Raw genomic sequence first — 18,488 nt, forward strand, 5'->3', positions numbered from 1 at the left:
CGGGGTGACCCCGACGCTACCGCGGCCGCTGTCCGGCGTGCTGGCGTGCCATTTCGGAGAGCTTCGACAGCTCGGCGAGGTCCTCTTCGGACCGCGGCACGGGGGAGAAGCTGCCGAACTTCCGGACGGCCGCCTGCTCGATCAGGAAGTCCGCAATCGCCGGATTCTTCGGCAGGAGGGAACCGTGCAGGTAGCTGGCCACCACGTTTTTATAGCGGGCACCCTCGGTGCTGTCCTTGGTGTTGTTGCCTTCACCCTTGCGGATCTCGGCCAGCGGCTTCACTCCCGGGCCAAGGAACGTCTGGCCGCTGTGGTTCTCGTAGCCGTGGATCTCGCCGAACTCCTCGCTGACGGACAGGACGTTGCCGATCAGCCGCACGTCACCGCCGTGGGTCTCCAGGTCCAGGATGCCGATGCCCGGAATGAGCGCGCCCTCATGCGTCCGAAAGAACTTCCCGAACAGCTGGTAGAGCCCGCAGATCACGAGCATGGGCAGGCCGTCATCGGCCAGTGACTGCAGGGTGGGCGCCAGCTGCTGAAGGTCCTGCTGGATCACCACCTGGCCGCTGTCCTGGCCGCCGCCGCCCACAATGATGTCGACGTCGGCCGGGAACTCGTCCCCGGCGTTGTACTCCTCGACCACCGGGTTGTAGCCGTACCATTTCAGGCGCTGCTTGAGCACCAGGACGTTGCCCCAGTCGCCGTAGATGTTCATTTCCCGCGGGTACAGCTGCAGGATCCTGATTGTGCGGTCCTCGGTCATGAGACCACCTCTACCTTCGTGATCTTGGAGAGCTCCCGGCGTACGGCCAGCATGGCCGTGTACGTGCAGAAGATCCGCATGGGAACTCCGGGGGAGTCCTTGATGAAACGCTTCAGCCCGTCCGTGATGTCCGGTTCGATGGTGCGGACGGGCACGTCGTCGTACTTCAGGCGCAGGGCCATGTCGTAGGCACGCACTCCGCTGACGACGTCGACGCCGCCCTCGGCCAGGGATTCGAAGTCCACGTCCCACAGCCAGGACATGTCCCGGCCGTCGGCGTAGTTGTCATTGATGGCGATCATCGTGGAATAGCCGTGGGCGGCGAAGGACTTCAGGCCCAGACGGAAGCCGCTGGGATTCTTGACCAGCACCAGTTCCAGCGGCTGCCCGTTGACGGTCAGGGACTCGCCGCGCCCGAACGCAGGCTCCACGTTGGCCAGCGCCTCGAACAGTGCATCGGAGTCCAGGTCTTCGCCCTTGATGGACCGGGCAAAAGCCAGCGCGGCGGCGGCATTGAAGATGTTGTAGACGCCGCGCAGCTTCAGTCCGGACGTGCGGGTTTCGCCGTCCACCAGGAAATCCGCCTCGGTTTCGCTGACCCGCTGCAGGACGACGTCGGCCTCCTGGGTGGCGGCGAGGGCCTCGGCGAGGCTGCCGCGCATTTCGTCGTCGTTGGGGAAGGTGCTGCGCAGCGAGGCATCGAGCCCGAAGTACACCGCACGCTGGCCGTTCAGGGACTCGGCAATGCCGGCCACGCGCGGGTCCTCGCGGTTCAGGACCACGGTCTGCGTAGTGGCCCGGGCAATCTGCTCCAGCAGCCGGGTGGTCTTGTCGATCTCGCCGAACCGGTCCAGCTGGTCCCGCAGCACATTGAGCAGCAGGCTGTAGCGCGGTTGGATCAGCTTCACGAAATGCACGGCATGGGCTTCATCCAGTTCCAGGACGGCGATGTCCGCGTCCAGCCGGCCACGCAGATTCACTTCGCCCAGCAGTGCCGCCGCCACGCCGCGGGTGAAGTTGCTGCCCGTGCGGTTGGTGAAGACCTTCAGGCCCTGGCTCTCGAGGAGCTCCACCACCATCTTGGTGGTGGTGGTCTTGCCGTTGGTTCCGGAGACGACGGCGACGCCGAGCGGCAGGTCCGCCAGCGTGCGGCGGATGAAGTCGGGGTCGATTTTCTCCACCACCAGGCCCGGCAGGGCGGAGCCGCCGCCGCGCAGTTTGGAGGCACTGCGGACCAGTTTTCCGACCAGGATGGAGAAAGAACTCATGGTTACTGAATATAGCGCACCCCCTTGAAACGGCACGGTTGCCGGGGGCGTGAGGCTGGACGCATAGTTGCCTGTCAACGCCGCTTTTACCTGTTCGAATCCGTCCCGGAACCCGGACAGGACGCGTTGACGGCCCCGGAAGCCGATTCGGTCGCTAGAATTGTGGCAGTGCGTTCGGGAAGCTTAGCTGGTCTCCCTGTCCGGCCCCGGGTTCCCCGGCGTTCCGGCGGGCGGCAAGCAGCCGGACTTTTTTTATTCGATCAGAGGAGAAGCGTAGAGCATGTCGGGCCACTCTAAATGGGCAACCACCAAGCACAAGAAGGCCGTAATTGATGCCAAGCGTGCCAAGTCCTTCGCCAAGCTGATCAAGAACATCGAAGTTGCAGCACGCGCCGGCGGAGCCGACATGGCAGGCAATCCGGCCCTTGAACTGGCGGTGTCCAAAGCCAAGAAGACGTCGGTGCCGATCGACAACATCAACCGCGCCGTCAAGCGCGGCGCGGGCCTGCTCGGTGAAGCCGTCGATTACCAGACCATCATGTACGAAGGCTACGGACCCCAGGGTTCGGCACTGCTGATTGAGTGCCTTACCGACAACAAGAACCGTGCCGCCTCGGAGGTCCGCCTGGCGGTCACCCGCAACGGCGGCAACATGGGAGATCCCGGCTCGGTGGCCTACATGTTCACCCGCAAGGGCGTCGTGAACCTGCCGAAGAACGGCCTCACCGAAGATGACCTGCTGATGGCCGTCCTCGACGCCGGTGCGGACGAGGTCAAGGAATCCGGCGAGAACTTCGAGATCATTTCCGAGCCGCAGGACCTGCGCGCCGTCGTCGGTGCCCTGGAGGAAGCCGGCATCGAGTACGAGACCGACGAGGCCGAATTCGTGCCGTCCATGCACGTGGAACTGGACGCCGACGCCGCCCGCAAGTTCCTCAAGCTGGTGGACGCGCTCGAAGACCTTGACGACGTGCAGAACGTCTACTCCAACGCGGATATCCCGGCCGCCGTCATGGCCGAGCTCGAAGAAGACGACTAAGCGCCGTCTCCGTGTCCTTACGCGTCCTGGGGGTGGACCCCGGCCTGACCCGCTGCGGCCTTGGAGTAGTTGAAGTCGAGGGAAACCGCCGGGCCACCCTTGTGGCCGTTGGAGTTGTCGGCACGGTGGCCGGAACCGCTTTGGACGCCCGGCTGCTGGTGATTTCCGAAGCCATCGACCTGTGGCTGGACACCCACCGGCCCGATGTCCTGGCCGTGGAGCGGGTGTTCAGCCAGCTCAATGTCAGCACCGTCATGGGTACGGCCCAGGCCTCCGGCGTCGTGATTGCCGCTGCCGCACGGCGGGGCATCCCCGTGGCCCTGCACACGCCCACCGAGGTCAAGGCCGCGGTCACCGGCTCCGGCTCGGCCAATAAGGATGCCGTGGGCAAAATGGTGACCAAGATCCTGCGGCTGGACGAAATGCCCAAGCCCGCCGACGCCGCCGACGCACTGGCCCTGGCCATCACCCATGCCTGGCGGCGCGGCGTCGCCGGTCCCGGCCCCACAGCGGGTTCCGCCTCGCGGGGCGCCGCACCGGTGAGCGGACTGACCCCGGCACAGCGGCTGTGGGCCGAAGCAGAAGCGCGGGCAAAACGCGGAAGCTACTGACCAGCAGGGGGAATGCGGCTGCCGGCAAGTAGGGTATTCGTAGATATGTTCTATACAGCCTCTGGAGTTCCTTCATGATCAGTTCCCTCCGCGGGGTGGTTTCACACGTGGGCCTTTCCTCCGCCGTCATCGATGTCCACGGACTCGGGATGCTCGTCCAGGCCACGCCCCAGACCCTTGCGGCCCTGCGCACGGGAAGTGAAGCCTTCATCCACACTGCCATGATCGTCCGCGAGGACTCCATGACCCTGTATGGATTCACGGACGCCGACCAGCGGGAAGTCTTCGAAATCCTCCTCGGCGTCAGCGGCGTGGGCCCGCGGATCGCCCTGGCCGTCCTGGCCGTGCACACGCCCGAAGCCATCCGGGTGGCCGCCTCCACCGGAGATGACAAGGCGTTCAGCAAGGTTTCCGGCATCGGCCCCAAGGGTGCCCGCCGCATCGTCCTGGAACTGGCGGACAAGCTGGTGCCGCACGGCACTGCGGACACCCCGGCCGCGCCGCGCTGGCAGGAACAGGTGCTGGCCGCCATGACCGGACTTGGCTGGTCCGAAAAGGACGCGACGGCGGCCATCGAGGACACCGCCGCCGAACATCCCGACGTCGCCGCCGCCGGCAACGTCGGGGAAATCCTGAAACTGACGCTGCGCCGCCTCGGGACCGACGGCGCCCGGGCTTCCTCGCGCCGAAAGGCCGGCTGACGTGTCAGCAACAGACTCCCTCGTCGCCCCCGGCCCCGATCCGGATGACAAAGCCATTGAGGCCGCCCTGCGGCCCAAGAACCTGGACGACTTCGTGGGGCAGAAACGCGTCCGCGAACAGCTTTCGCTGGTGCTCGAAGCGTCGAGGCTGCGCGGCCGCAGCGCCGACCATGTCCTGCTGTCCGGTCCTCCCGGGCTGGGCAAGACCACCCTGTCCATGATCATTGCCGCGGAGATGAACGCGCCGCTGCGGATCAGCTCCGGACCGGCCATCCAGCACGCCGGGGATCTGGCAGCCATCCTGTCCTCCCTGACCGAGGGCGAAGTGCTGTTCCTGGACGAAATCCACCGTATGTCCCGTCCCGCCGAGGAAATGCTCTACATGGCCATGGAGGATTTCCGTGTGGACATCATCGTCGGCAAGGGTGCCGGTGCCACCGCCATTCCCCTGGAGCTGCCGCCGTTCACCCTGGTGGGTGCCACCACCCGCGCCGGCCTGCTGCCTGGACCGCTGCGGGACCGCTTTGGCTTCACCGGCCACCTGGAGTTCTACTCCACCGACGAACTGGAACTGGTGCTGCGCCGCTCGGCCATGCTGATGGACATGAAGGTGAACTCCGCGGGCTTTGCCGAGGTGGCCGGACGCTCGCGCGGCACGCCCCGAATCGCCAACCGGCTGCTGCGCCGCGTCCGCGACTGGGCGCTGGTGCATGGCATCGAGCAGATTGACGCACGCTCGGCCGGTGCCGCCCTGGACATGTACGAAGTGGACGCCCTGGGCCTGGACCGGCTGGACCGTGCCGTGCTCACCGCCCTGATCACCAAGTTCAACGGGGGACCGGTGGGCCTGTCCACCCTGGCGATCGCCGTCGGCGAGGAACCGGAGACAGTGGAGACGGTGGCCGAACCGTACCTCGTCCGCGAAGGCCTGCTCGGCAGGACCCCGCGGGGCCGCATCGCAACCCGCGCTGCGTGGGAGCATCTGGGACTGCAGATGCCCGAGAACGTGGCGGCAGCGATGCCCCAGAACATGTTTTCCGGCCCCGGGACAAACACCTCGTCCGCCGCCGCCGATGAGAGCGCGCCGGAAACTTAACAGTCCGCTCCCACGTTTTCCGTTTAGACTGGCCCTTGGGCACGGTCCCGGCAGTATGCCCGGACGCCCCGCACTTCCCCAACAGAAACGGAACTCTCCACGTGAATATTGCTGATCTCTTTCTCCCTCTGCTGCTGGCGGTTTTCGTCATCATGATGTTCCGCAAGCAGAAGAAGACCACGCAGACGGTGGCCCAGCAGCGGTCCCAGATGGTTCCGGGTACCGAGGTCATGACCCAGTTCGGACTGTTCGGGCGGATTGTGTCCGTCGACCAGGAGGAAAACAAGGCTGTGCTGGAGCTTTCCCCCGGCAACACCGCCACCGTGCACCTCCAGGCACTGACGAAGGTCGTCACCATTCCCGCTGAAGAAGCAGCGTCTGCGGAGGACACCGTCGTTCCCGATGATGCCTCCTCGCTCACCCTCGGCAAGGACACCAACGGGAGCACCGACGCCGCAGTAGGCCGCGACGCAGCCGCTCCGCGGGATGAGACCCCCGAAGAAACACTCGAGCGCCTGAACCGCGACGAGAAAAAAGAGAACTAGACTCTCCACGAGCCAGGCGGGGCATCGGTGCCCTGCCTGCCGCCCGGCGACCATGACGGTCCCGGTGATCTTCGCCCTTAAGGAATATTCCCTATGCCCCGTACCGGCCCCGGCTCGGCTGCGAAAAAGACGCTCCTCTGGTTGGGCGTCATTATTGCTGCACTGGCCCTTCTCCTTGGCGGTGGTTCCATGTGGAGCAACGCCAGCTGGACCCCGAAACTCGCCCTCGACCTCGAGGGCGGCACCCAGATGATCCTGGCTCCCGAAGTGCAGGGAGGCGGCTCCGACATCACCACCGAGCAGCTCGACCAGGCGGTGGAGATCATCCGCCAGCGCGTGGACGGCAGCGGCGTCTCCGAAGCGGAGATCAGCACCCAGTCCAACCGCAATGTGGTGGTGTCGCTGCCCGGCGTCCCCGATGCCGAGACACGCGAACTGATCCAGGCTTCAGCCAATATGGAGTTCCGTCCGGTCCTGAGCGGCGGCGGGGGACAGGGTGCAGCAGTCACGGACCCGACTCCGGCAGAACAGCTGCCCACCCCGTCGGCCGAGCCCACGGATGCTTCGGACACCAACTGGATTTCACCCGAGCTGCAGACGCAGTTCGAAACCACTGACTGCCTGAATCCCGACACCATTGCCAACGCGGAGCAGGCTCCGGCAGACCAGCCCATGGTTGCCTGCGAACCGGGCACTGCGGGTAAGTACATCCTGGGTCCGGTGGAAGTTCCCGGCGTGGACATCTCCACGGCCAGCTTCGGCATGGCCCAGGGCAACAACGGCGTCTCCACCAACCAGTGGGCCGTGAACATCGAGTTCAACGGCGAGGGCACGGACAAGTTCCGTTCCGTCACCGAGCGTCTTTTCGCCTTCCCGGAGGGGGACCCCCGGAACCAGTTCGCCATTGTCCTGGACGGCCAGATCATTTCGGCGCCGACCGTCAACGCGGTCATCACCGACGGCAAGCCCCAGATCACCGGCAACTTCACGCAGGAGAGCGCCGAGGCATTGTCCGAACAGCTCAAGTACGGCGCCCTGCCGATCAGCTTCGAGATCCAGAGCGAACAGCAGGTCTCGGCTACCCTCGGCGCCGACCAGCTCCGCATGGGCATCATCGCCGGCCTGATCGGCCTCGCGCTGGTTGCCGTGTACTCGCTGTTCCAGTACCGGGCGCTCGGCCTTGTCACCATTGCCTCCCTGGTTGTCGCCGGTCTCCTGAGCTACCTGGCCATCGCCATCCTGGGCTGGAGCCACAACTACCGGCTCTCGCTGGCAGGCGTGGCGGGCCTGATCGTCGCCATCGGCCAGACCGCCGACTCGTTCATCGTCTACTTCGAACGCATCCGTGACGAGCTCCGCGACGGCCGCGGCCTGGTGTCCGCCGTGGACAACGGCTGGAAACGCGCCAAGCGCACCGTCCTGGCATCCAAGGCCGTGAACATCCTCGCCGCCGTCGTGCTGTACTTCGTAGCGGTCGGCAACGTGCGCGGCTTCGCGTTCACCCTCGGCCTCACCGCCATTGCGGACCTCATTGTGGTCTTTATGTTCACGCACCCGACCATGGTGCTGCTGGCACGGACCAGGTTCTTCGGCGAGGGCCACCGCTTCTCCGGCCTCGACCCGAGCCGCCTCGGCGCGGTACCGCTGTACCGCGGTGCCGGACGCGTTCGCACTCCCGCGGATTCCCCGGCGGTGCGCGGCAAGAACAAGGCGGCCGCCAAGGAAGCCGAACGCAGGATGACCATCGCCGAACGGCGCCTTGCCGAAAAGCAGGAATCCATGGCCGGATCCGGCCGCAGCTCCGAGAAGGACGGCGAGTCATGAGTAAGCTCCCCAGTTTCGCCGCATTCGGCAATGACCTCTACACCGGAAAGCGGTCCTACAACTTCGTCGGCAAGGCGAAGCTCTGGTTCTTCATCGCAGCAGCCGCCGTGGCGCTGTCGATCCTCATCCCGGTGGCCAAGGGCGGCTTCAACCTCGGCATCGAATTCCGCGGCGGTTCCGAGTTCACCGTCTCCAACGTCAGCAATACCGACGTCGGACGCGGTGAGGAAGCCGTGGCGGAGGTGGCAGGCACCACCGATCCGAAGGTCACCAACATTGCCCCGAACACCATGCGTATCCAGACGGAAAAGCTCAGCGATGACCAGACCATCCAGGTCAAGGAATCACTGGCGGATACCTATGGGGTGAGCCAGGACGAGGTGACCTCCACCTTCATCGGCCCCACCTGGGGAAGCGACGTCAGCCGGCAGGCGCTGGTAGGCCTAGTGGTCTTCGTCGCGCTGGCCGCGGTGCTGATGGCCCTGTACTTCCGGACCTGGAAAATGTCCCTGGCGGCCGTCACCGGCCTGCTGGTGGTCATGGTGGTCACCGCCGGCGTCTATGCGCTGAGCGGCTTCGAAGTCACGCCGTCGGCCATCATCGGCTTCCTCACCGTGCTCAGCTACTCGCTGTATGACACGGTGGTGGTCTTCGACAAGGTCCGCGAGAACACCAAGGACCTGGACAAGCGCACCAAACGGACCTTCGCCGAGGAAGTGAACCTCGCGGTGAACCAGACCCTGGTCCGGTCCATCAACACGTCCGTGGTGGCCGTTCTCCCGGTGGCCTCCATCCTGTTCATCGGTGCGCTGCTGCTGGGTGCCGGTACCCTGAAGGACCTGTCGCTGGCGCTGTTTGTCGGCATCATCCTGGGCACCCTCGCCACCATCTTCATTGCGGCCCCGATGTACGCGGTCCTGCGCCGCAACGAACCCGGGATCCGGAAGCAGGCCAAGCGGGTGGCCGAGCGCCGCGCAGCCGAGACCAAGACCTCAGCGGCGGTCAGCGCCTAGGCCAGAACCCTGGTATTCCCTTCCGGTTCCGTCCTCCTTTAGCGAAGGAGTACGGAACCGGCGGTTTAAGTGCGGCGCGGGCAGGCTTAGACTGGGAAACAGGAGCAGCCGCAGCGGCCGCGATGGAAGCGTTTTTAAGCACCTGCTTTGAATTAAGCACGGAAGAAAGGTCGTCAGTGGCCAACAGTGCAACGCCTGCCGATGAGGCGGGAAACAGCGGCACCGGGGGGATGGCCCCGGCCGGCGAAAGCACCGCAGCCAACGAAGCTGCGGCGCTGGATGCTGAGCAAAACCGCACCACCGACGCACTGGTCCCGGTACCGGCCCAGCCCAGGACCCCCGCACCGGCGAAGGCCGGCAGCGGCTCGGGGCGGGCGCCGTCAACCGGGCGCCGCACCTCCACCCGAGCCCGGCTTGCCCGGCTCGCCGGCCGGGGCCATCCCGGCTACTCACCCATGCTGGAGCCGCTGCTGCGCACCGTGCGGGTGAACAACCCCAAGGAAGACCTGGACCTGATCCAGCGCGCCTACGTGGTGGCAGAGCGGAGCCACGAGGGGCAGAAGCGTAAGAGCGGCGACCCCTACATCACCCATCCGGTTGCCGTAGCCACCATCCTTGCCGAACTGGGCATGACCGGCACCACCCTGGCGGCCGCACTGCTGCATGACACGGTGGAGGACACCAGCTACACCCTCGATGAGCTGCGCCGGGACTTCGGTCCCGAGGTGGCCATGCTGGTGGACGGCGTCACCAAGCTCGACAAGGTCACCTTCGGCGACGCCGCGCAGTCCGAAACCGTGCGCAAAATGGTTGTCGCCATGGCCAAGGACATCCGCGTGCTGGTGATCAAGCTGGCGGACCGGCTGCACAACGCCCGGACCTGGCGTTTCGTCTCACCGGAATCCTCGGCCCGCAAGGCGCGGGAAACCCTGGAAATCTTCGCCCCGCTGGCCCACCGGCTGGGCATGAACACCATCAAGTGGGAGCTGGAGGACCTGTCCTTCGCCGCCCTGCACCCCAAGGTGTATGACGAGATTGTCCGGATGGTCGGGGACCGCACACCGGAACGGGAAAAGTACCTGGACACGGTGCGGTCCCAGATCGCCGATGACCTGCACGCGGTCAAGATCAAGGCCACCATCACCGGCAGGCCCAAGCACTATTACTCCATCTACCAGAAGATGATCGTGCGCGGCAAAGACTTCGACGACATCCATGACCTGATGGGCGTGCGCGTCCTGGTGGACTCGGTCCGTGACTGCTATGCCACCCTCGGTGCCCTGCATTCGCGCTGGAACCCCCTTCCCGGGCGGTTCAAGGATTACATCGCGATGCCGAAGTTCAACATGTACCAGTCACTGCACACCACGGTCATCGGCCCCGGCGGCAAACCGGTGGAAATCCAGATCCGCACGCATGACATGCACCGCCGTGCCGAATACGGTGTGGCCGCGCACTGGAAGTACAAGGACGGCAACAAGGGCCCCGAGGGCGCCGATGACATGGGTTGGCTGCGCAGCCTCGTGGACTGGCAGCAGGAAACCTCGGACCCGGACGAGTTCCTGGATTCGCTGCGGTTCGAAATCAACGCCCGCGAGGTGTTCGTCTTCACCCCCAAGGGCGAAGTCATGGCGCTGCCGGCCGGATCGACGCCGGTGGACTTCGCCTATGCCGTCCACACCGAGGTGGGACACCGGACCATCGGGGCACGCGTCAACGGCAAACTGGTGCCGCTGAACAGCGAGCTGCAGCACGGCGACTGGGTAGAGATTTTCACCTCCAAGGCTGAAGGCGCCGGTCCCAGCCAGGACTGGCAGGGCTTCGTCAAGAGCCCGCGTGCCCGCAACAAGATCCGCCAGTGGTTCACCAAGGAACGCCGCGAAGAGGCCATTGAAAAGGGCAAGGACCTGCTGACCCGCGGCATGCGGAAGCAGAACCTGCCGCTGCAGCGCCTGATGACGCACGATGCGCTGGTGGCGGTGGCCGAGGAGCTGCACCACCAGGACATTTCCGCACTGTATGCCGCCGTGGGAGACGGCCATACCTCCGCGCAGAACGTCATTGAGCACCTGGTCGCCCTGATGGGCGGCCACCAGGGCGCCGAGGAGGACATTGCCGAAACACCCGTGGTGACGGCAGCCCGCCGCCCGAAATTCTCCGACTCGGGCGTCACGGTCCGCGGCGCCGGCGACGTGTGGGTCAAGCTGGCCCGCTGCTGCACGCCCGTCCCGCCGGATCCCATCATCGGCTTCGTCACCCGCGGCTCAGGTGTTTCAGTACACCGCAGCGACTGCCGCAATGTGCAGGAACTGCGGGCCACGCCGGACCGCATTGTGCCGGTGGAATGGGCGCCCACCCAGTCCAGCGTGTTCCTGGTCGAAATCCAGGTGGAGGCACTGGACCGCAAGAGCCTGCTCTCGGACGTCACCCGGGTCCTTTCGGAAAACCACGTGAACATCCTCTCCGCCAGCGTCAACACCTCCAGTGACCGGGTGGCTATGTCGAAGTTTGTCTTCGAGATGGGGGATCCGAAGTACCTGAGCCACATTCTCGGCGCCGTCCGGAAGATTGACGGCGTCTTCGATGTGTACCGGACCACCGGATCGCAGCGGCGGGTCTAGCGGCTATTCGGCGGCGGCAGCTGTGACGCGTTCCAGTGCCGCCGCTTTGCCGGGCACCCGGGTGCCCGCCTCCAGGGCACGCCGCACGAGGTCCAGCCGGCAGCCCAGCACCGGGTGCGCCGCCAGACGCCGCAGGGTGGGAACCGCCTCGGCGCTGCCCGCATAGAGGGCCACGTCGGCCGCGGTCCGCAGCGGAGACGTCACAGACACTGTTCCCACGTCCACACGGTCCGCCGGCCCCAGCAGGACCTCGTGCAGGACGGAGGTGCTGAAGGGCTGCAGGGCACCGGTGCGGCTGCGCCGGTCCGCCAGGACATCGAGCCGGGACGGCCGGGGCGCGCAGCCGTAGATCCAGGCGGCGGTCATCCGCCCCATGGTGAGACGCCGGCGCAGCTGCTGCGGCACTTCCGCGGACGCCGCAAGGGCACGGACCACCGGATCCGCCCGGACGTCCCAGCGCACAAAGGTTCCGGCGTAGACATGGCGCAGCAACCCGTCCATGGCCATGGCCTGGAGTTCCTCGTGGCGGAATACCTCCCCCGCGGTAAACAGCGCCCCGCCCGTGGACGTGACCTGCGGAAGGGCTCCGGGATACGGAAAGAGTGAAGCAGGCATACCAGCCAGCGTGCGTGCTCCGCCGGCAAAGCGAAAGCCCCGGCCCGCCCGCTGTGGATAACGGGGGACCGGGGCCTGCGCGGTGCGAAGGGGATAAAGCCTAAGCGAAGTCCTGTGCGGACTTCTGCAGCATGGCCAGCCACTGCTGGCGGGCTTCCAGGGCCTCCCGGGCATCGGCGATCTTCTTCGCGTTGCCGGCCTTCTCGGCGTCGGCCAGGTCCTGCTCGAGCGCCGCGATGGTGGCCTCCAACTGGGACAGCGCGGAGTTGGTGCGTGCCTTCGTTTCGGGGTTGCTGCGCTGCCAGTGCTCGTCTTCGGCAGCCTTGACGGCTTCCTCGACCTTGCGGATACCGGCTTCCATTCGGCCCATGTCCGCCCGCGGCACCTTGCCGGCGTCTTCCCAGCGTTCGCGGATGGACTGCAGGGCCTTGCGGGCAGCCGTCAGGTCCCGCACGGGCAGAAGCGCCTGGGCTTCCTTCAGCAGCTCTTCCTTCACCACAAGGTTGGCGGCGAATTCCTCGTCGATTACCTCGTTGGCAGCCTGCCGGGCGGTGAAGAACGCATCCTGCGCGGCACGGAAACGGGCCCACAGGGCGTCATCGTCCTTGCGGCTGGCACGCTTGGAGGCTTTCCACTCGTCCATGAGCTGCCGGTATTCGGCGGCGGTGTTGCCCCAGTCGGTGGAGGTGGCCAGTTCCTCGGCGCGGGCAATGAGTGCTTCCTTCGCAGCCTTCGCGGAGGAGTTTTCACTGTCCAGCTGGGAGAAATAGGCGCGGCGGTGACGGTCGAAGACGGTGCGGGCGGAACGGAACCGCTTCCACAGGGAATCTTCGGTGCTGCGGCCCAGGCGCGGGCCGTTTTTCTGCGCCGTCTTCCAGGCGTCGAAGAGCTCGTTCATCCGGTTGCTGCTGGTTTTCCACTGGATGCTGGCGGGGTCCTTGGCGGCGATCTCCTCCGCCTCGGCAACGATCGCCTCGCGGGCAGCCAGCTCGCGTGCCTTCACTGCCTCGGCTTCGGCGCGCTCGGCGGCCTCTGCTTCCTTGAGCGTGGCTTCAAGCTCTGCAATGCGTGCGTCCAGGGCCTTGATGTCGCCCACCATCTTGCGCTCGGCCACCTGCTGGGCCAGATGCTTCAGCGTCTTATGGATGTCAGCGGCCGGCGCCTTGACCTGCACCCGCTGTTCCAGCAGCAGGAGCTGGCTGGCAACGTCGTCGTACTTGCGCACGAAGTAGGCCAGCGCCTCGTCCTTGGACGCGTCGGGGAACTGCCCGACGGCGGTTTCCTCGCCGTCCACGATCAGGAAGACGTGGCCGTCCTCCTCCACGCGTGCAAAGCGGGCGGCTTCCTCCAGCGGGGTGGAGTGTGCTGCCGGCGCGGCCACCACCGGCTGCGCTGCGGCGCCGGTGCGGGCGCCTACGGCCGCGGGGGAGGGGTGCCGTGCCGCGAGTGCTGCCGGGCTGGGAGTGGCAGGCCGGGATGCTTCCGTGGAGAGCCCTGCTGTTTCGTCGGATTTCTGACTGTCTGTCACCGCTAAAAGTCTTTCACTCGATGGATGGCAGTTTGCGAAGCCCGCGCCGCCGTTTATTTCAGGGTGAACGAGTTAATCGTCACCGGGTCCTTCGGAAAGCCATCGGTCCCCCCGGAGTCCGTCCCCGAGGAAGCAATGGCCTGTACTACGTCAAGACCTGACGTTACCTTACCCATTATCGTGTAGCCGCCCGTTTCCTGGGGTAGCGTCGAATCCTTGTAAACGATGAAGAACTGTGTTCCGTTGCTCATCACGTCATTGCCGCGGGCGACGGCGACGGTGCCTGCGGGGTAGACGCCGTCTGCCGGGGCGTTTTCCACCGGCCCCCAGAGGAAGTCCTGGTCGGCCTGCCCGTCACCGTTCGGCGATCCGCACTGCAGCACGGACACGGTTTCCGTGGCGGTCAGGCGGTGGCAGTCCTTTCCGGTGAAATACCCGTCATCGGCAAGTGTCTTGAACACGGAGACGGCCTGCGGGGCGGCAGCGCCGTCCAGCTCCACCCCGACCTCACCCTGGCCAAGGGAGAGGGACCCGGTGAAGGTTTTGCCCGCAGCCACGGATGGATCCGGAACGTCGGGCAGCTCGGCGACGGCGGCGTCCTCCTTCAGCAGTGCCAGCTCCTCGGCCGTGGGGTCCGAACTGAACCAGCTCACCTGCAGGGCCACGGCCAGGGCCAGGAGAACGACGGCGGCCGCGGCCGCGAAAAGGTTGTCGCGTTTCCGGCGTTGGGCACGGGCGGCGGCGAAGGCCCTTCGGGCTTCCATCCTCGCCACGCGCCGCCGGTCTTCACGGCTGGTGCGGTGTGCTGACACCGTTGCCTCCTGTGCTGGATTGGATGCTGGATTGGATGCTTGATCTGTCATGGCGCGGCCCGGACCGCAGGGACCTGCCCCGCGCGTCCGGAACAAGGGCTGCGCCCGAGTTCGCTAAAATGAGTGCCGCACATAGTTTATGCACGCCTCGAGCGTGCACTTTGGCCGGGCGGAGCGCTGCCTGTGCCGTTTCGCCCACCTCTAAGGAGTTTGCCGCCATGGCACGCAAGGCCTCACTGTCCGGTTTCCCCGAATGGCTACCGCAGGAGCGCCTGGTTGAACTCCATGTCCTGGACGTACTGCGCCGCACCTTCGAACTGCACGGCTTTTCCAACATTGAGACCCGTGCCGTGGAAACGGTGGGCCAGCTGCTGCGCAAGGGCGAAATTGACAAGGAAGTCTACGCACTGAGCCGGCTGCAGGCTGAAGAAGGCGAAGCCTCCGGCAAGACGGATCCCAACTCCCTGGCCCTGCACTTTGACCTGACCGTGCCGTTTGCCCGTTACGTAGTGGAGAACGCCGGCCACCTGTCCTTCCCGTTCCGGCGCTACCAGATCCAGAAAGTCTGGCGCGGCGAACGCCCGCAGGAAGGCCGAGCCCGCGAATTTACGCAGGCCGACATTGACGTGGTGGGCGACGGTGCGCTGCCGTTCCGGTACGACGTCGAGCTGGCGCTGGTCATTGCCGAAGCCCTCGGCGCCCTGCCCATCCCCGACTTCAAGATCCGGGTCAACAACCGCAAGCTGGCCGAAGGCTTCTACCGCGGCATCGGCCTGGAAGACACTGCCGGGGTGCTGCGGAGCATCGACAAGCTGGAGAAAATCGGTGCGCAGCGGGTGGCCGAACTCCTGCAGGAAGAACTCGGTGCCACGGCCGAGCAGGCGGATGCCGCCCTGAAGCTGGCGTCCATCCGCACGGAGGACATGTCCTTCGTGGAGCAGGTCCGCGCCCTGGGCGTCTCGAACGAGCTGCTCGACGAAGGGCTGGACGAGCTTTCCCAGGTCATCTCGGAAGCCGTCAAGCGCGCCCCCGGCCGCGTGGTGGCGGACCTGAGCATTGCCCGCGGCCTGGACTACTACACGGGCACTGTCTACGAAACGGTGCTCGTGGGGCATGAATCCCTGGGTTCCATCTGCTCCGGCGGCCGCTATGACGCGCTGGCCAGCAAGGGCAGCCGCACTTTCCCCGGCGTCGGGCTGTCCATCGGGGTGACGCGCCTGGTCATGCGGATCCTCAGCCAGGACTTCGCCTCAGCCTCGCGCAGCGTGCCCACCGTGGTGCTGATGACCCTGGCCACGGATGACTCCTGGTCCTCCGCCCAGGACACCGCGGCACTGCTGCGCAGCCGCGGGATTCCCGTGGAGGTGGCAGCCAAGGCGGAGAAGTTCGGTAAGCAGATCAAGTACGCGGACCGGCGCGGCATCCCGTTTGTCTGGTTCACCGCCGAGGACGGCAGCCACGAAGTCAAGGACATCCGCACCGGCGAGCAGGTGCCGGCGGATCCCGCGCTCTGGACACCGCCGGCGGAGGACCTCGCCGTGCAGGTGACCCCGGCTTCGGTTCCCACCGCCTAGCGGAGCGGGCCGGGTAGCTGTTGCCGGCGGAGGCTCCTAGGCTTGGTCCATGGTTGCCGAACTGCTTGCCACCCCGCCCTGTGCCGAAATCCACCTGCACATAGAAGGGACGCTGGAACCTGAGCTGATCTTCGAACTGGCTGCGCGCAACGGCATCGACCTGCCCTACGCCGATCTCGAGGACCTCCGCGCCCGCTACCGCTTCACGGACCTGCAGTCCTTCCTGGACCTGTACTACTCCAATATGGACGTCCTGCGTACGGAGGCGGACTTCGCCGATATGACCCGTGCCTATCTGCGCCGGGCAGCCACCGCCGGGGTGCGGCATGTGGAAATGATGATGGACCCGCAGGCGCACCTCCTCCGCGGGATTCCGCTCGAGACCTCCGTCCGCGGCGTCTGCGCGGTGCTGGAGCGCAGCGAGGAGGAATTCGGCATCTCCACCGGGCTGATCGCCGCGTTCCTGCGTGACCGCCCTGCGGCGGAAGCCCTGGAGGTCCTGGAAGAGCTGCTGGCCATGGGTGCGCCGATCATTGCGATAGGCCTGGACTCCGCGGAGGTGGGGAATCCACCGTCGTGGTTCGTCGAGCTGTACCGGAGGGCGCGGGAGGCCGGACTGAGGACCGTTGCCCATGCGGGCGAGGAGGGGCCGCCCACCTACATCGTGGAGGCCCTGGACCTGCTCCTCGTCGACCGGATTGACCACGGCATCACCTGCCTGGATGACCCGGCCCTGGTCGAGCGGCTGGTCCGCGAGAGAATCCCGCTGACCATCTGCCCGCTGTCCAACGTGCGCCTGCAGGCCGTGGAGAGCCTGGCGCAGCATCCGCTGCCGCAGATGCTCGATCACGGGCTGAACATTTCAGTGAACTCTGACGATCCCGCGTACTTCGGCGGCTACGTGGATGACAACTTCCGGACCGTGCAGGAAGTCTTCGGCCTGAGCCGGGCGCAGCTCGCCCGGCTCGCGGAGGATTCCATCGAAGCTTCGTTTGCGTCCGCGGGACGGCGCGCCGAACTGCTGGGCGAAGTCCGTGCGTGGGCGGCGGCCGGGCCCGAAGCGGCCTAAAGCGCCGGCGGCGTCCTGGTGGAGCGCGGCCGCCGGAAACTCAACCGGACCACCAGCCCCGCCACGAGGATGATCAGCGTCAGGCTGATGGACAGCGGCGGCAGCGACAGTGCCAGCAGCAGGGCACCGGCCGCTCCCGCGAGGTTCAGGATCCGCGGGGCATGGCGGCTGCGGTCCTTGAGTGAAAATGCGCACACGGCGGTAATGGCCGCATAGAACAGCAGCGCGAAGGACGCCATCCCCAGCAGCTCGTCCAGATCACCGAACAGCACCAGCAGCAGGGCAATGCCGGCCGCCGTTCCCTGGGCAGCCCAGGGCACGGACCCGGTCCGGGTGTTCCGGGACGCGGCGAAGAATGCCGGCAGATCACGGTCGGAGGCCATGGCGGACGCTGTTCCGCCTGCCGAGTCCAGCAGGGACCACAGACCGCCAAGGGCAGCGGCGGCCACCGCAATAACCAGCGCCCCCGTCCCCACGTTCGCGCCGACGCTCAGCATGGGTTCCAGCAGCGGAGCGGGTTCCGCGGACAGCGCTGCGGCCCCGTAGTACGCCAGCAGGGAGGAGCCCATGAACCAATAGAGGATGAAGGCCACGGCCAGTGCCGCGGGGATGGCGAGGGGAAGGTTCCGTGAGGGATTGCGCACACCGGGACCCATGGTGGCCAGCCGGGTGTAGCCCGAGAACATGAAGAACAGGAGCCCGGCTGCCTGCAGCACTCCGGAGGTGGAGGCCTCAATCTCCGCGCCCACCCGCACCGGCTGGTTCGGTGCCTCGTTGAAGAGCACCACCACCGTGAAGGCGAGGACGCTGAAGACGAAGGCAACGGTGAAGCGGGTCACCCACGGGTCTCGGTGAAATCCCAGCAGATTCACGGCGGCCATCACCACGACGGCGCCTGCCGCACCGGCTCTGGGGTGCTCAGGGACAACATACGCACCAAGCGCGAGGGCCAGCACCGCGGAGGAGAGCAGCAGCCCCCACACCAGGGTCCAGCCGGACAGGAACCCGCTGTACGGTCCCAGCAGGATCCGTGCCGCGGTTCGGGCAGTGGCATCCCCGCCCTGGTCCTCGGGAAGGCGCCGCAGGACGGCGCGGCTGAGCTGGAAGGTCGAGAGTCCGCAAAGGACGGCCACTAACGCCGCGATTCCCAGGGCCGCACCCACTGCGGGACCGGCGGCGGCCGCCGCCGGCGCAAAGGCAACAAACGCACCCGCACCGACGATGGAGCCTAAGCCGGCAGTGGTGGCGTCAAAGCCTCCCAGGGGAACGCGCGGGTGGGTAGTGCCGGACAACAGGGGTGTCCCATCGGTAGGTGCTTGGCGGGGGGCTGGTCGGTTCACCGGTAAACTCTCAAGAAGACCGTGTATTCACAATGGGCGGAAACAGTGGTTTCCGCAAGTTTCTCGAAA

At 66.2% G+C, this 18,488-nt stretch carries 16 protein-coding genes; 10 read left to right on the forward strand and 6 right to left on the reverse strand.

All coding sequences use genetic code 11. The features are described from left to right. Window positions 1-16: 16 nt before the first annotated feature. Together GD627_RS07355 and GD627_RS07360 are read right to left on the reverse strand one after the other, a co-directional pair. Window positions 17-763 carry a type 1 glutamine amidotransferase gene (locus GD627_RS07355; RefSeq protein WP_146361822.1) on the reverse strand — a complete coding sequence of 249 codons (747 nt, stop codon included), beginning with the start codon at window positions 761-763 and terminating at the stop codon, window positions 17-19. Next, window positions 760-2,031 carry a Mur ligase family protein gene (locus GD627_RS07360; protein ID WP_152271975.1) on the reverse strand — a complete coding sequence of 424 codons (1,272 nt, stop codon included), beginning with the start codon at window positions 2,029-2,031 and terminating at the stop codon, window positions 760-762. The genes GD627_RS07355 and GD627_RS07360 overlap by 4 nt, the downstream gene beginning before the upstream one ends. 280 nt (window positions 2,032-2,311) lie before the next feature. On the opposite strand from GD627_RS07360, the gene GD627_RS07365 reads away from it, so the two are divergent. The 8 genes from GD627_RS07365 (at window position 2,312) to GD627_RS07400 (ending at window position 11,481) form a co-directional block, all read left to right on the forward strand. Further along, entirely contained in the window at window positions 2,312-3,070 is a 759-nt protein-coding gene (locus GD627_RS07365) for a YebC/PmpR family DNA-binding transcriptional regulator (protein ID WP_146361824.1), read from the forward strand. 11 nt (window positions 3,071-3,081) lie between these two features. Beyond that, on the forward strand, window positions 3,082-3,681 hold the full coding sequence (gene ruvC, locus GD627_RS07370) for a crossover junction endodeoxyribonuclease RuvC (protein WP_146361825.1): 600 nt from the start codon (window positions 3,082-3,084) through the stop codon (window positions 3,679-3,681). A 74-nt stretch (window positions 3,682-3,755) separates the two neighbouring features. Then, on the forward strand, window positions 3,756-4,382 hold the full coding sequence (gene ruvA, locus GD627_RS07375) for a Holliday junction branch migration protein RuvA (RefSeq protein ID WP_152271976.1): 627 nt from the start codon (window positions 3,756-3,758) through the stop codon (window positions 4,380-4,382). 1 nt (window position 4,383) lies between these two features. After that, a complete protein-coding gene (gene ruvB, locus GD627_RS07380) occupies window positions 4,384-5,478 on the forward strand; it encodes a Holliday junction branch migration DNA helicase RuvB (RefSeq protein ID WP_152271977.1) in 1,095 nt (364 codons plus the stop codon). Between the two features lie 101 nt (window positions 5,479-5,579). Then, entirely contained in the window at window positions 5,580-6,023 is a 444-nt protein-coding gene (locus tag GD627_RS07385; protein ID WP_281349984.1) for a preprotein translocase subunit YajC, read from the forward strand. 93 nt (window positions 6,024-6,116) lie between these two features. Continuing rightward, window positions 6,117-7,847 carry a protein translocase subunit SecD gene (gene secD, locus GD627_RS07390; RefSeq protein ID WP_152271978.1) on the forward strand — a complete coding sequence of 577 codons (1,731 nt, stop codon included), beginning with the start codon at window positions 6,117-6,119 and terminating at the stop codon, window positions 7,845-7,847. Further along, the gene (gene secF, locus GD627_RS07395) at window positions 7,844-8,860 is read left to right on the forward strand and encodes a protein translocase subunit SecF (protein ID WP_152271979.1); all 1,017 of its coding nucleotides are present in this window, start codon (window positions 7,844-7,846) and stop codon (window positions 8,858-8,860) included. Before secD ends, secF begins: the two co-directional genes overlap by 4 nt. Before the next feature lie 455 nt (window positions 8,861-9,315). After that, complete coding sequence (locus GD627_RS07400) at window positions 9,316-11,481, forward strand: RelA/SpoT family protein (protein WP_246165390.1); 2,166 nt, start codon at window positions 9,316-9,318, stop codon at window positions 11,479-11,481. Between the two features lie 3 nt (window positions 11,482-11,484). On the opposite strand, the gene GD627_RS07405 is transcribed toward GD627_RS07400, so the two are convergent. The 3 genes from GD627_RS07405 to GD627_RS07415 form a co-directional block, all read right to left on the reverse strand. Further along, window positions 11,485-12,096, reverse strand: a complete 612-nt coding sequence (locus tag GD627_RS07405; protein ID WP_194265998.1) for a type IV toxin-antitoxin system AbiEi family antitoxin — start codon at window positions 12,094-12,096, stop codon at window positions 11,485-11,487. 100 nt (window positions 12,097-12,196) lie between these two features. Then, a complete protein-coding gene (locus GD627_RS07410) occupies window positions 12,197-13,624 on the reverse strand; it encodes a DUF349 domain-containing protein (RefSeq protein WP_146361831.1) in 1,428 nt (475 codons plus the stop codon). A gap of 53 nt (window positions 13,625-13,677) precedes the next feature. After that, window positions 13,678-14,436 carry a peptidylprolyl isomerase gene (locus GD627_RS07415; protein WP_246165380.1) on the reverse strand — a complete coding sequence of 253 codons (759 nt, stop codon included), beginning with the start codon at window positions 14,434-14,436 and terminating at the stop codon, window positions 13,678-13,680. Window positions 14,437-14,654: 218 nt separating this feature from the next. Between GD627_RS07415 and hisS the strand changes: the two genes are divergently transcribed. After that, entirely contained in the window at window positions 14,655-16,010 is a 1,356-nt protein-coding gene (hisS, locus tag GD627_RS07420; RefSeq protein WP_146361833.1) for a histidine--tRNA ligase, read from the forward strand. A gap of 49 nt (window positions 16,011-16,059) precedes the next feature. Continuing rightward, window positions 16,060-17,079: an adenosine deaminase gene (locus tag GD627_RS07425; protein WP_152271982.1), complete on the forward strand. Its 1,020-nt coding sequence runs from the start codon at window positions 16,060-16,062 to the stop codon at window positions 17,077-17,079. Here the strand turns inward: GD627_RS07425 and GD627_RS07430 are convergent. Continuing rightward, entirely contained in the window at window positions 17,076-18,371 is a 1,296-nt protein-coding gene (locus tag GD627_RS07430) for an APC family permease (RefSeq protein WP_194265999.1), read from the reverse strand. The genes GD627_RS07425 and GD627_RS07430 overlap by 4 nt on opposite strands. Between the last annotated feature and the right edge of the window lie 117 nt (window positions 18,372-18,488).

It is taken from the genome of Arthrobacter yangruifuii (assembly GCF_009192775.1).
Taxonomy (GTDB): domain Bacteria; phylum Actinomycetota; class Actinomycetes; order Actinomycetales; family Micrococcaceae; genus Arthrobacter_B; species Arthrobacter_B yangruifuii.